The organism is Ruegeria sp. AD11(2025), from assembly GCF_056542405.1.
On record NZ_JBQFZU010000039.1, the window covers coordinates 13,615 to 27,782 of the forward strand.

Below are 14,168 nucleotides of genomic sequence, written 5' to 3' on the forward strand. Positions count from 1 at the left end.
TGCTGTGCTAGGTCTGACTCTGAAGTAAGGGGGCTTCAGAGGGGCGACATGTCTCAGGACTTGAGGGACTGGCTGGGCGCGCTTGGACTTTCTGAATACGCGCAAGCCTTTTTGGATAACAAAATTGATTTCGCAATTCTGCCCGATCTTACGGGCGAAGACCTGATCGAAATCGGAGTGACCGCTGTCGGAGACCGCCGCAGGCTACTGCGCGCGATTGCCCAGCTTGAGATGGTGGAAACCGTTCAGCCCTATGCGCCCGACACCCCGCCCGAGCCCGCCAAACGGCAGGTGACGGTGATGTTTGCCGACCTCACCGGCTTTACCCGCCTGACCAGCGAGTTGGATGCCGAGGACATGCACGCGCTGCTGAATGCGTTTTTCGCCAAGGTCGATCATGTGGTCGAGAAATTCGGCGGCCGGATCGACAAGCATATCGGCGACGCGGTCATGGCCGTTTTCGGCGCGCCGATCTCGCACACCAATGATACCGAACGCGCGGCGCGGGCGGCGTTGGAAATCCACGCGGTGCTGCCCAGCCTGAACCCGCCTCTCTCGTGCCATATCGGCATCGCCTCGGGTCAGGTGATCGCTAGCACAACCGGCAGCCAGGCACATACGGAATATACGGTAACCGGCGATGGCGTGAACCTGGCCTCGCGCATCACCGACATGGCCGTGCCGGGCGAAACCTTCGTGTCGCATGACATTCAGCGCGCGTTAGGGCCGCTATTTGTCGGTGAGTCTATGGGTGAGAAGGAGATCAAGGGTCTGAATGAGCCGGTTGAGCTGTGGCGGTTGGACCGGCTGGCGCGCAACATCCGCTCGCGCCGTCACCGCTTTGTCGGGCGCGAGCGCGAGATGTCACTGTTCTCGGCCACATTCGACCGCTGCCAGCAACACGGCAAGGGCGAGGTTCATATCGTTCTGGGCGAGCCGGGGATCGGCAAGACGCACCTGTCCGAACAGGTTGCCGAGATGGCCGCTGGCCTCAACTACTCGATCCACAACGGTGTCGTGATGGATTTCGGCACGCGCGAGGGGCACTCGGCCATTCAATCCGTTGCCCGCAGCATTCTGGGGCTTGAGGCTGGGGATGACGCCGCCACCTGCGCGGCGATGGCGCAGGATGCGGTGGTCAAGGGCTGGGTTTCGCCCTCAAACGCCACCCATCTGAGCGCGCTGTTGGAACTGGAGCAAGACCCCGGACTGGCCGAGGTCTATGCGGTGATGGATAACGCCACCCGATTGCGCGGGCGGCGGCAGGTGATCGACGAGTTGATTGCCGCGCGCAGCCGGGAAGCACCCATGCTGATCCAGATCGAGGATATCCACTGGGCCGGGCCCGATATTCTGACCGCCTGCGCCCATATCGCCGCCACCACGCGCGACTTACCCTGTGTGTTGCTGATGACCAGCCGCGTTGAGGGTGACCCGATCAACCGCGAATGGCAGATGAGCACGGACGGCGCACTGATCTCGAAACTGGAACTGGCACCGATGGGCGAGGATCAGGCCCGGCAACTGGTCGAGGAGTTCACCGGCATCGACCCCGAACTTCTGGACGCCTGTGTGCAGCGTGCCGGAGGTAATCCGCTGTTTCTGGAACAGCTCTTGCGCAACATCGACGTTTTGAAACGCGAATCCGTTCCCGGCAGCATTCAGGGCATCGTGCAGTCACGGCTGGATGCGCTGGACCGGTCCAGCCGGGCAGCGATTCAGGCTGCCTCGGTATTGGGGCAGCGGTTCTCGCCCGAGGTGCTGAACTTTATCTTGGGCGAAGGGCATCTGGACACCTCGACCCTGATCCGCTCGGCCCTGATCCGCGAGGCGGGGACCGATCTGATGTTTGCTCATGCGCTGATCCGGGACGGGTCATATGCGACTCTGGTCAAATCGGAACGCGCGCGGCTGCATCGTCAGGCTGCGAAATGGTTCGAGGATCGCGATGCCACCTTGCGGGCACAGCATCTGGACCGGGCGGGGGCGACCAACGCAGCGCAGGCCTATCTGGACGCCGCTGAGAACCTGATTCAGGCCTTCCAGTTCGACGATGCCAGCCCGCTGATCGAACGGGCGCTGGAACTGCCCGCTCCATCCGGGGTGCGGTTCGATCTGTTTTGCGCCCGGGGAGAGACGCACCGGTTGCAAGGTTTGTCGGATGACGCTCTGCGCGAATTCAAAGAGGCTGCAGATTTGGCCGAAACCGATGAACAGGTCAGCCGTGCCCATATCGGGCTGGCGCAGGCAGCGCGGCAGGCCAGCCTGTACACGGATGCCCTGCAAAGCCTCGATACGGCGGAAGAGGCGGCAGAACGGTGCGGGTCTGAGCGCGACATCGCTCAGATCAACTATGTGCGCGGCAATGTCTATTTCCCACTGGGCCGGGTCGAGGATGCGCTGCAAAGCAATGAAAAGGCTCTAACACTGGCCAGAAAGCTGGAATCGGCCCGGTTGGAGGTTGGTGCGCTCAGCGGGTTTGGCGATGCCAATTTCATGAACGCGACGATGCAGACGGCCGCCGGGTTCTATACCCAAGCGGTCGAGCGGGCGCGTGAGAAAGGGCTGGTGCGGGATCTGGCGGCGAACCTGCATAACCTCAGCGTAGCGCGCAGTTATACCGGTGATGTGGCGCAGGGTAAGCGGGACGCGCAGGAGGCTATCGAAGTTTCCCAGAAATACTTCGCCTTCGTGCCGGAATGCGTGGCGCAGACCTGCCTGGGCGTGGCGCACACTTTTCTGGGTGAACTGGATCAGGCGCTGGACACCTTTTCGGTGTCCGCTGAAATTGCCAGCCGCGTCGGGGCCAAACGGCTTGAGGCGCAGGCGTTGGAGCATCTGGCCCGAACGCAGGTTTACGAAGGGCAGTTGGAGGAAGCGCGCAAGACAGGAGCGCGCGCCGTGGAAATCGCCTTGGAACACGGTCGGAACTTTGTCGGGCCAAAGGCGCTGTCAGCACTGGCCATGGCAGAAACAGACCCTAACAAACAGGATCAGCACCTAAAACTGGGCGCTCAGATCATTGCTGAGGGCTGCGTGGGGCATAGCCATCTGCATTTCTACCCTGATGCCAGCGCTGTCATGATGGCGCGGCAGGAATGGGACAGGGCCACGGAATACATCGAGGCTCTGGGTAAGTTCACCGCTGCCGAACCCCTGCCGATGGTCGATCTTTCGATTCAACACGCGCGGGTACTTGCCGCGTGCGGCGGCTGGGGCATTCCCATGAGCGCGCATGAAGATTTCGAGGCGCTGGGCGCACGGTTTACGGAGATGGGCATCACACAGTCCCTGGTTGGGCGGCTTGACCACGCATGAGAGGGTCTGGATGAGCATCGAAAAGAAGGTTTGGTGGATTTCCGGCGCCCTGACGTTTGGTCTGGCGGTGCTGCTGTTCAAATTTTTGGTCGCGCTAAACCATTTCGAAGGCGATCCAACGCAGCTGCCGGATCAGGCCTCGGTTGATGACTACCTGCAAAAACTGGGGAATGCGCCGGACTATCGCGTCAGAACCGGCATCTTCATCAAATCCTTCAGCTTTACCGGCGCCAGCGACGTGCATGTCAGCGGCTATATCTGGCAGCATTACGAAGATGGCACCCATGACGCAATCAAACCGCCCGAAGGCGAGGTGGGGTTCATCCTGCCCGAGGCCACCGATGCAGCGAATGGCCTGATCGAAGAGGTCTATCGCATGGACCAGGACGGGTCGGAACTGATTGGTTGGTATTTCGAACAGACGCTGCGGCAAAGCTTTGACTACACCAGCTACCCATTCGACCACAAAACTGTCTGGGTCCGGTTCTGGCCCGGTGAGTTTGACGTAGATGTGGCTCTAATACCGGACTTTTCGGCCTATCCCGCCACTGGACCAGATGATATCTTTGGCATCGACAACCGCATCGTCATGGGCACGTGGGAGCGGGAGAACACCTATTTCGACTATCGCCTGTCCGATCTGGATACCACGTTGGGCATTGGCGATAACGAGTTTCAGACCAACCTGCCGGAACTGCACTATAACTTCGTTATCAAGCGCAATTTCGGCAATGCCTTCATCGTCCACATGATCCCCCTGATCGTGGTGACGATGCTGCTGTTCGGCGCGGTGATGACCGTCACCCGCCACCCCGATCTGGTGGAACGGCACGATTTCAGCACCTCCAGCGTGATTGGCACCTGTTCGGTCCTGTTCTTCGTGATCCTGCTGGCCCATGTACAACTGCGTGAGGGCTTTGCCGGGTCGCCGGTGATCTACATGGAATCGTTCTTTTTCCTGATGTATTTCCTGCTGTTGGCGGTCTCGATCAACACCTACCTTTTCGCGTCCGAGGCGGTGCCCTCGCTGCGGGTCATCCATTACAAGGACAACCTGATCCCAAAGGCCGCGTTCTGGCCCTTTGTCCTGCTGTGCATGGTGGCGATCACGGCCTACAACCTCAGCCTCAAGTCCGACCCGGAGGATGAGGCCGTGATCGAGCTGCAAAATTAGGTGGGTGGCTTATATCCCGGCTTGGGCGTTCCCGTTGCCATATCCAAGGTGTATTCCGCGACAATTCCGGATGTGCCCTGTTCCCATTGATCCAGATACTTGGTGGGCTGTGCGATCACATAGGTATAGGCGGGCTTTTTCACACCGTTGATCAGCACATTGATCCGCTTGCGCACATAGACATTCTCGGGCGAGTTGGGGCCGTGATAGCCTTCCAGCTTGTCCAGTTCTTTCATCCCGGAAGATGAGACGCGATAGACCTCGCCCATAACAGGTTTGCCGCGGCCCTTTTGATCGACCAGCGTGGCCATGCGGTGCAGGAAGCCGCAATTGGGATTGTCGCAATGCGGCTCGTGCGGAACGATCAGGGGCATCCGCTGCCGGGTCACCGCCTCGCCCACGAAATCATCCAGCACCTCGGTATGGGCATCGTGGTTCGGGAACCCCTTCTTGAGCGAGCCGTAAGTGAAGTAGAGATACGTCTTTTCCCGATCCTCGATCAGATCGCTTTCGTTTTCTTCCTCCAACTCGGTCAGGGTGTGGGTGTTGGCCCAATTGTCCAGCATCTCGACGATTTCTCCCGCCAGTTTGATGTCCTTGGTGTTGTTCGGGTTTTGCAGGAACTGAATACAGGAACTGGCATCGATGCCGTCGGCCCCCAGCAGGACTTCCACCATTTCGACCGAGTTGTTCATCACCGCCACATGCAGGCTGGTAAATCCGTGATCGTTGGTGGCGTTGACGTTGATGCCTCGGTCGATCAGCGACTGCGCGGCCTCAAGGTCCGGTTTGCCCAGATCAATGCCTTCATCGTTCAGCTCGCCTTCACCGCCCGCCGCGTAATGCAGCAGCGTGTCGCCATTGCTGTCATCGACGATGTCGATTCCGGCCATTCCGGTGTCGATGGCCTGGAACACCCGGCCCCATTGCGCGATATCATCCGAGGCGGCGGCCTCCTGTGCCCATTTGCAGATATTGTGTTCCTGATCGGCCAGTTCTTCGAAGGCTTCGTCCAGCACCTCCATTATCTGGTCCGGGGTGGCCATCATGCCGATCCCCATCATGCCGTTGGACAGGCGACCCTTGCGCGGGCCGACCAGATCAATGCCCAGATCGCGCAGCTTTTCCACGTTTCTCTGAGTGGTGACGTTGTTCCACATGTTCGTGTTGCAGGCAGGGCAGAGGATCGCCGGCTTGTTCCGGTACTGCCATGCCACAAAAACCGAGGTCAGCAGGTTATCGGCAATCCCGTTGGCGATCTTGCCCATCGTGTTGCAGGTCACCGGTGCCACGACCACGCAATCAGCCCAGTCGCACAGCGCCAGATGTGAGGCGCGCAGGGGCATACCGAACTCGATATAGCGGAAGTTCCATTCGTCATCATCGCGGTAATAGTCATTGTGGGTGATGCATTTCTCGATCCGTTCGGTGCCGAAATCACGAAAGAACTTCTCGGCCGAAACCGACGGGATCAGTTTCACGTTGTGCCCGGCTGCTGTGATCCGTTCCACCAGTTCCGGCACCTTGTCGGCTGCCGACGATCCGCAGGCGCATAGCAGCACGTTGCGCTTTTCTGTCGGTGCATCGGTCAAGCCGCCCTTGGGGTAGCCAAAGATGTTCTTGTCCAGACTGGGGGATTCATGGCGCAGCAGAACCGGCAGCCCGGCTTCGTGCACCCGTTCCTGCAAGTGACCTTTCAGGATCATGTCGACAATATCTGAGCGCCGACCCAGACATTCGCCCTGAAAGAACAGATACGGCGCCTTTTCCTTGCCCGTCAGCACGTTTAGCTGCCGCCGCATTTTCATCACGTTGGCCCCGTGGCCTTCGACATCGATCAGCTTGACGCTGGTGATGCCGATATTGGCCAGAATACTGCGCAGCATATAGGACCAGGGGTCTTCATCCGCAAAGAACAGAACGATCGGGTTGTTCGCCACGACACGGGCAACGTCGGTGGGGTCTTCGGGCGGCTCATGTTCCTCGATCACCAGCATCGCCGGATTTTTCAGGTCGCGCAGGCCGCGGAAGATGTGTCCGCGCGGCGCCTGCCAGACCTGCGAGGTTGCGGGGCTCATGTCCACCACGGTCACCAGGTCTTTTTCTTCGTCATAGGCGATGCAAAGGCACCAGAATTCTTCAAGCAATGCGGTTTCGCGATACACATTCTCGGGCGGGCGGATGACCTCGAACCCCAATACGCGGTTAAAGTCGATATTGATCATCAGGTGCCGGTCCTGTTCTTCGTTCAGGCTGCGCAGCTTGTCGCGGAACCAATCCTCGGGCGCTTTTTCCTCGCCGCCCTTACGGGTGGCATAACCGTGGAAGGTGCTGCCCAGATTCACGTCCGGTGACTGGCTGAGATAGCGCTGTGCCAGAGCGTGCATCTCTTTCGCGGTGGACACCCGGCTTAGCGCGTCCGTGAAATTGGTTTGCGTTGCGATCAGCAGCTTGTCTTCATCGACCTGCGCATCGCCCAAAATCGCAAGGCTTTCAGCCAGCACGCCCAGCGAGTTCATGTTCGGGCTGGCGCGCCGGAACAGATTTCGCCGCTTCTTGGGGTCCTTTGCCAGATACTGCGTGCTGTCGACATAGTTGCAGTCCTGCTGCAGCGTCTGAAGGTTGGTTTTTACCGCCTCGCGGGCTGAGAACCGCAGGATGCCCCGCGACCGCATAGAGGTTCCGTCGCGGTCCGACATCCCGGCCCAGATGCGATCCACGGTGGTGACCCAAAGCTTGCCGTACTTTTCGGGGTGAACGTCCATCATGTGCACCAATCCGGTGCTGGGGTTGCACTTGGCGATGATGGCAAAATGCCCGCCCGGCAAATTTGGCTTGCCATGGGCAACGCCGACCTGGAAATTCGCCACCAGGATGTCGTTATCGCCGCCCAGCCGGTTGGATTCATCAATCGCTTCCAACAAAAGCTCGACCGAGGTGGTGGCCTCATCCATGAAATAGGCCTGAACCTGTACCCTATCGCGCAGGCCCTGCGAGTGGATGAAGGTACAGGCGACGTCATATAGCTCGCCCAGCGAAATACCGTCATTCACCACGAATGAGGTCGGCAGGGCGCATTCGCGGAAGATGTCGTTGACTTCGCAGCTGAACCCCAGCGCCGACATGCTCAGCGCTGCCGCCGTGACGCTGCAGCAGTTGATCGGTTGCTGGAAATTCTGCAGATGCACGCTGACCAGATCGCCGAACAGTGTGGCGTAACAGGCCTCACGCACCTTGGTCGGTATTTCGAACCAGTGGTTGCTGGACAGGTAGGCCAACTTGGTGCCGGGTGTGGCCAGTGCCTCGAGGCTGACGGGAATGTCGAAAATCTCAAGATGCTCTTCGTAGAAATAATCACCGGTATCGGCGGTGGCCAATATTGCCCCGTCCTGGCGCAGATGTACTTCGCCGCCAAGCACCACATACATGCCCTGCGAGGGCAGAACCGTTTCCTCAGCCACTTCGAAACACTCGAAATGTGGTCGGATGGCGGTTGGTTCATCCGCGGGCAGAATTTCCTGTATCAGTGCCCATTCGGGTTCGGTTGGAGTGAAGGAAATAGTGTTTTCAATCGGATCCTTAGGCACGTCTGTTCCCCCCTGAACTTAGCCGTGAAACGCATAAAGGAACCAACGCTGTGTCTTGTGCCTACGTCAGGCTGCTGTGGTCATACGGAATCTCATGACCGGCCCGACTGGGCTTTCTGCGCTGGCCGGGCCACGCGGTCGCAGTAAATTTTGCGAACAAAATGGCCCAATTGGCTGTACCGTAGCTTATTTGGGTACAAAAATCACGGATGTTCCTGATTTGACTGCACGAATTAACAAAGACGAAACATCACCGTTTTTCTGAGCTTTGATGTCAGATTCTGACACCCTGTCTTCATAGGGAGAAGCTATAGTGTCTGGTGAAAACAGGAACATGCGAATAGCTGTTCGCCATGTCACTTCCATGAGCAAGGTCGTCTGACATGTCTTCCTTACCCCGCCCCGAACTCGGACAGCCCTACCTGCTGACGCTGAGGCCACCGACGATTTCTTATTCCGGGAAACAGGCGATGCTGCGCGATTGATGCAACTGGAACGGCGATTTTCGCGCCACTACAGTCGAACCGCGCGCCCGGCTTCTGAACCTTCAGGGTGACGGCAAAGAAGCCTATGATTGTGTGTCCGTGCAGGGATGTTGCGGCCTTCTTGCAAGCGCTGACCGGAGCGGAGAGCTTCCGGGTTGGCTGCGTCGGTGGCATGGATGCGGACGTGATGCACGCCGTGGTTGCCGCCTGGAAACAGGCGCTGGTCGAGATGAGCGCCGCCAGCGCCACGCCCCGGTCGAGGCGGTTGCGTTGTGCATGACGCAGATCGCTTGAGTCGAAGTGACGAAAACATCGTCATAATGACATAACTTTCGGCATTTTCGTCAAGATACCCTCTGCGGATTGAACAGCCCGCGCCTCATACTTTCAATAAACGAAAGAGGAGGCGCGTTTTGAGCTGGAACATTTGTGTCATAGGGGCTGGCAAGATCGGGCAGATGATCGCCAGCCTGCTGCAATCATCATCCAACTATTCGGTCACCGTGGCGGACCGGGATCTGGCCGCTTTGTCGGGGCTCAACAAGCAGGGGATTGCGACCCGGCAGATTGATGTGGCGGATGAGGCGCAACTGGCGCAGGGCTTGGCCGGGTTCGATGCCGTGATTTCGGCGGCACCGTTTTTTCTGACCCCAAAGATTGCCCAAGCTGCCAAGACCGCAGGCGCGCATTACTTTGATCTGACCGAAGATGTTGCCGCGACCAACGCCGTGCGTGAACTAGCCGGGAACAGCGCCACCGCATTCATGCCGCAATGTGGGCTGGCTCCGGGATTTGTCGGCATCGCCGGGGCGGCACTGGCGTCGGAATTCGACGAACTGGACAGCCTGCACATGCGGGTCGGGGCCTTGCCGCTCTATCCGACCAATGCTTTGAAATACAATCTGACATGGTCCACCGACGGGCTGATCAACGAATATTGCAACCCCTGCGATGCCGTCGTGAACGGTGAGCGTTTGAAAACCGCGCCGCTGGAAGACTATGAGATGCTGGGCCATGACGGGGTGGAATACGAATGCTTTAACACCTCTGGCGGGCTGGGCACGTTGCCGGAAACGCTTGAGGGCAAGGCGCGGGCTGTCTCCTATCGCTCGATCCGGTACCCTGGCCATTGCGATATCCTGAAACTGCTGCTCAAGGATCTGGGGCTGGAACGCCGCCGGGATCTGCTGAAGGACATTTTTGAAACGGCGCTGCCACGCACTGATCAGGATGTGGTTCTGGTCTATTGCACCGCCAAGGGCCTGATCGACGGCTCTCTTCGCGAGAAATCCCTGATCAACAAGAGCTTTGCCCGCACGATCAACGGACAGGTCTGGAGCGCCATTCAGGTCACCACCGCCGCAGGTGTTCTGGGCGTGGTCGATCTGATGCGGGCGGGGTCGCTGCCCAGCACAGGCTTCGTCCGGCAGGAACAGGTGAACCTGTCCGATTTCCTCAACACTGAATTTGGCCGGCTCTATCGCGCTGGCGACGTAACCGAACAGAACAAGGCGGCCTGAGATATGAAAGACATCGTTATGACTGCGCAAACCACCCTTGCCAATCTGGACCTGACCGAGGCTGAACTGACCGGCGGAACTCTCAAGGTGACCTCGCCCATCGACGGGTCGATTCTGGCCGAAGTGCATGAGACACAGACCGCCGAAATGGACACGGTGTTCGCCAATGCTAAAGCGGCGTTCAAAGCATGGCGCACGGTCCCGGCTCCCCGTCGGGGTGAGTTAATCCGCCTGCTGGGCGAAGAATTGCGGGCCGCCAAGGAGGATCTGGGTGCGCTGGTCAGTTGGGAGGCGGGCAAGATCACCTCGGAAGGGCTAGGCGAAGTGCAGGAGATGATCGACATCTGCGACTTTGCTGTCGGCCTGTCGCGGCAGCTATACGGCCTGACCATCGCCTCGGAACGTCCCGGCCACCGGATGATGGAGACCTGGCACCCGGCGGGTCCTGTCGGTGTGATCTCGGCCTTCAATTTCCCGGTTGCGGTCTGGTCGTGGAACGCGGCGATTGCGCTGGTTTGTGGGGACACGGTGATCTGGAAACCGTCTGAAAAGACCCCGCTGACCGCGATGGCCTGCCAGAAGATTTTCGAACGTGCGCTGGCCCGGTTTGGCGATGCGCCCGACCACCTGCTGCAAACCCTGATCGGCGGTGCCGCGCTGGGCGAGGCGCTGGTGGCCAGCGAGGATGTGCCGGTCATCTCGGCGACGGGCTCGACCCGCATGGGCCGCGCTGTCGCGCCCATCGTGGCGCAGCGGTTCGGCAAGTGCATTCTGGAGCTTGGCGGCAACAATGCGATGATTGTTGGCCCCTCGGCCGATCTGGAAATGGCGGTGCGGGCGATCGTGTTCTCGGCTGTGGGTACTGCCGGTCAGCGCTGCACCACGCTGCGGCGGCTGATCGTGCACAAATCGATCCGCGCCGAACTGGTGAGCCGTCTGAAAAAGGCCTATGCCGGTCTGCCCATCGGCAACCCTCTGGTCGAGGGCACACTGATCGGCCCGCTGGTGGACGAGGCTTCGGGCGCGGCGATGACCACCGCGTTGGAGGCTGCAAAGGCCGAAGGCGGCACCGTGTTCGGCGGCGACCGGGTGACCGAAGACGTGCCCAACGGCGTCTATATGCAACCCGCCATCGTCGAGATGCCCGGCCAGACGGCTACGGTGAAGACCGAGACCTTTGCCCCCATCCTCTACGTTTTGGAGTATGATGACTTCGACGATGCCATCGAGATACAGAACGACGTGCCGCAGGGCCTGTCGTCCTGCGTGTTCACGCTGAACATGCGCGAGGCCGAGCAGTTTCTGACCGCGGCCGGGTCCGACTGTGGGATCGCCAATATCAATATTGGCCCCTCGGGTGCCGAGATCGGCGGCGCCTTTGGCGGTGAAAAGGAAACCGGCGGCGGGCGCGAAAGCGGTTCGGACGCTTGGAAAGCCTATATGCGGCGTCAGACCAACACCGTGAACTACTCGTCCGAACTGCCACTGGCACAAGGCGTCAAATTCGACATCTGATCGAAGGACTCGGCGGTGCAAGAAGGCCCCGCCGGGTCAATCCGCAAACAGGTAATCCAGCCGCATCACGGCCTGTGCCTTGTCTTGTGACACGCCCAGAAACTCGGCCACGGCTGCCTCGTTTTCGGCGCGCGGGCTGGTTTCCCGGATACGCAAATACCCGTCAAACCCGGCCCCGCGGATCAGTTCGGATTCATAGCTGAGTGAATTGCGCAACGTTGGCACAAGCCGTGCGACCGTTTCAGTGGGGCTGTTTTCGCCAGCCAGTCCGACCCGGCGGGCGTGACCGATCAGGTAGTCGTCTGAATACCTACATTCGATTTCCAAAACATGTGTCTTGGCCTGATCGGCGCAGAAATCCTGAATGATATCCAGGTTGGCCGGGTCCACGCAGAATACCAGCTTGTCGGTGCCGAAATGGTCGAACAACATCCGCACCACCGCGCGTCGGTGTCGAGAACGTTTGAGCAGAGTCGTTTCGATTCCGCCCATATCAGGCAGCGGGGTGTTTTCCTCGTTGAACAGGTATTCGACGCAAGGAACATCCGTCTCAGAACTAATCTGATCGACCAGCCGCTTGGCAACATGCCATTTTTTGCAGGCAATCAGATAAATTTCGCGTTCGGGACCCAACGTATTGCCGGCCTCCCAAAACCGCTGTCCGAACCGGCGGCCAACCCGCCCGCGCCCGGTCAGGAAACCAAAGAGGTTGCGACCTTCGTCCGAGATTTTGAACTCGATACCTTCGCTGGCGTAGAGCTTGCCCAAACGCTCTTTCAGCTCATGCGCCTCGGGGCTGATTTTGCGGGCGAACAGGTAGTCCTGACCAAGCAACATGTCATAGTGGTCGTTGTAGAAGGTCACCGGCATCCCATAATCTGAGAACATCAGGAAAGTGGGGGTTCGGTTTTCAATCTCTTCCTTCGGGATCAGGTGGCGGACGAGGGTCTGGAAAAAGGTTTCATCCGGGATCCAGGTGGTCGAGAAAAAGCGTTTCACATCCGGGCGCTGCTGCAGGAAGTCGAGGATCATCTCGACCGTGCGGCGGCGCAGACACCACCATTGGCTGCCGATCATGACCTGAATATCCGCCGGTATGTCGCGGGTCAGGCCAAAGCGTTTCTGCAAGTCGTATGAGGTGTAGAACCGTTTGCTCTGGGTGCGTTCGTTGAAGAAATGGCGATAGATCAGCCGGTCGTCCTTCATGCCGGTCTTGATCCAGTTGCTGGCAAAGAAATCGTGGCTTTCGACATAGTCCTTGTCGTTTTCGTCCAGAAACCAATGGGCGTATTCGGCCGTTTTGATCGCCATGCAATCGCCGGACAACATGTAGAAATGCGTGGCGCGGGGAAAGGCGTCGACGGCGGCCTGCAGGGCATTCAGCGTTGCCTGAACCAAAGACCATTCGCCCCAACCACACTTGATGCGTTTTGCCGCGAAAGCAACGTTCGGATTGTCTTTAAGCGCGGCGCGGATACTGTCATAGGCCGCGGCGTTGGCCCGCGCATCAAAGTGAATGGCCATACAGTCCCCGGCGGCGGTCAATTGCTCGGCCTGTGCAATGATTGCCTCTGGGTCTTTGTGGCACAAAAGAATATAGGCAATCTTTGCCATATCGAATCTATGGTATCCGTTTTAGGCTGTTTGTTCCGTGATACTGAGGATGGGCGATTGAATAAACAGAATATTTTTGGTTTTTTGGGTGCAAAAGCAGGCAAATTTAACGAGTTCTGATCTTTTAAGGAGACGCAGTAAATGGGTTTTCCCGGTACATGGATGACCGAAAGTGAAAGCATGGTGTACCGTGTTGTGCCGAAATGCGCCTGTTCGACCATCGGGCAGATCATGTATTATTCGGACCATGGCCGGTTCTTTGATGGCGATATCCATGACGCAAAGGACGGGATGCACAAATGGGCATTCGACCATAGCCAGAACCGAATCTCGGGCAATATACGCAACCACGCGTCCTATTCCTTTACTTGCGTGCGCAATCCCTACACGCGAATTCTAAGTTCGTTCTTTGACAAGATCTGCGGCATTCAGCGGAACGGAAAACGTTACCGGGGCAATCTGGTCCCGACGCTGATTTACAATTACGGGATCGAAGTGGGGGGCGATGACGGCAAGGGAGAGTTCGACCAAATCGCCAGCTTCCGTCGCTTTCTTCTGTTCGCGCGGGATACGATCCGCTGGCGTAGGCCGATGGATCCCGACATCCATTGGTCGGCGATGTCAGGGCATGTCTCGACCTTCATCGCAAATGGTGGGCGGTATGACCGGATATTCTGGACCGAGAATTTCAACGATGGGATGCAGGGTGTTCTGGACAATCTCGAAACACCGCACGCGGTGAACCTGTCAGACATCCCTCGGTTCAATGAATCCGAAGGCCACGGACCAAAACGCGGCCACCCGGTTGAAGATTATTTCGACGATCTGTCGATGCATCTGGTGTATGAAATCTACAAACAGGATTTCGACCTGTTCAAATACGATTTCGAAAACCCGTCGAACAAGATGCCGATTGGTGAAATTGACCTGGATGAGGTCCACGCCAAACTCGGCG

At 58.5% G+C, this 14,168-nt stretch carries 8 protein-coding genes; 6 read left to right on the forward strand and 2 right to left on the reverse strand.

Annotated elements, in window-relative coordinates:
- Positions 1 to 48: 48 nt before the first annotated feature.
- Together ACR1XY_RS22175 and ACR1XY_RS22180 are read left to right on the forward strand one after the other, a co-directional pair.
- Complete coding sequence (locus tag ACR1XY_RS22175) at positions 49 to 3,318, forward strand: adenylate/guanylate cyclase domain-containing protein (protein ID WP_480596564.1); 3,270 nt, start codon at positions 49 to 51, stop codon at positions 3,316 to 3,318.
- A 10-nt stretch (positions 3,319 to 3,328) separates the two neighbouring features.
- Positions 3,329 to 4,492 carry a hypothetical protein gene (locus ACR1XY_RS22180; RefSeq protein WP_480596566.1) on the forward strand — a complete coding sequence of 388 codons (1,164 nt, stop codon included), beginning with the start codon at positions 3,329 to 3,331 and terminating at the stop codon, positions 4,490 to 4,492.
- Here ACR1XY_RS22180 and ACR1XY_RS22185 read toward each other — a convergent pair.
- Positions 4,489 to 8,079, reverse strand: coding sequence for a flavoprotein (locus ACR1XY_RS22185; RefSeq protein WP_480596568.1), 3,591 nt, complete (start codon positions 8,077 to 8,079; stop codon positions 4,489 to 4,491). The genes ACR1XY_RS22180 and ACR1XY_RS22185 overlap by 4 nt on opposite strands.
- 606 nt (positions 8,080 to 8,685) lie before the next feature.
- On the opposite strand from ACR1XY_RS22185, the gene ACR1XY_RS22190 reads away from it, so the two are divergent.
- The 3 genes from ACR1XY_RS22190 (at position 8,686) to amaB (ending at position 11,599) form a co-directional block, all read left to right on the forward strand.
- Positions 8,686 to 8,844 (forward strand): hypothetical protein, encoded by a 159-nt coding sequence (locus tag ACR1XY_RS22190; protein WP_480596570.1) that lies wholly within the window; start codon positions 8,686 to 8,688, stop codon positions 8,842 to 8,844.
- A gap of 133 nt (positions 8,845 to 8,977) precedes the next feature.
- Positions 8,978 to 10,084: a saccharopine dehydrogenase family protein gene (locus tag ACR1XY_RS22195; protein WP_480596572.1), complete on the forward strand. Its 1,107-nt coding sequence runs from the start codon at positions 8,978 to 8,980 to the stop codon at positions 10,082 to 10,084.
- Between the two features lie 18 nt (positions 10,085 to 10,102).
- Positions 10,103 to 11,599: an L-piperidine-6-carboxylate dehydrogenase gene (gene amaB, locus ACR1XY_RS22200; protein WP_480596582.1), complete on the forward strand. Its 1,497-nt coding sequence runs from the start codon at positions 10,103 to 10,105 to the stop codon at positions 11,597 to 11,599.
- A gap of 36 nt (positions 11,600 to 11,635) precedes the next feature.
- Here amaB and ACR1XY_RS22205 read toward each other — a convergent pair whose 3' ends face one another.
- Complete coding sequence (locus tag ACR1XY_RS22205; protein WP_480596574.1) at positions 11,636 to 13,213, reverse strand: DUF5928 domain-containing protein; 1,578 nt, start codon at positions 13,211 to 13,213, stop codon at positions 11,636 to 11,638.
- A 141-nt stretch (positions 13,214 to 13,354) separates the two neighbouring features.
- On the opposite strand from ACR1XY_RS22205, the gene ACR1XY_RS22210 reads away from it, so the two are divergent.
- Positions 13,355 to 14,168 (forward strand): sulfotransferase family protein (locus tag ACR1XY_RS22210; RefSeq protein WP_480596576.1); only part of this gene is annotated, 814 nt, incomplete at its 3' end.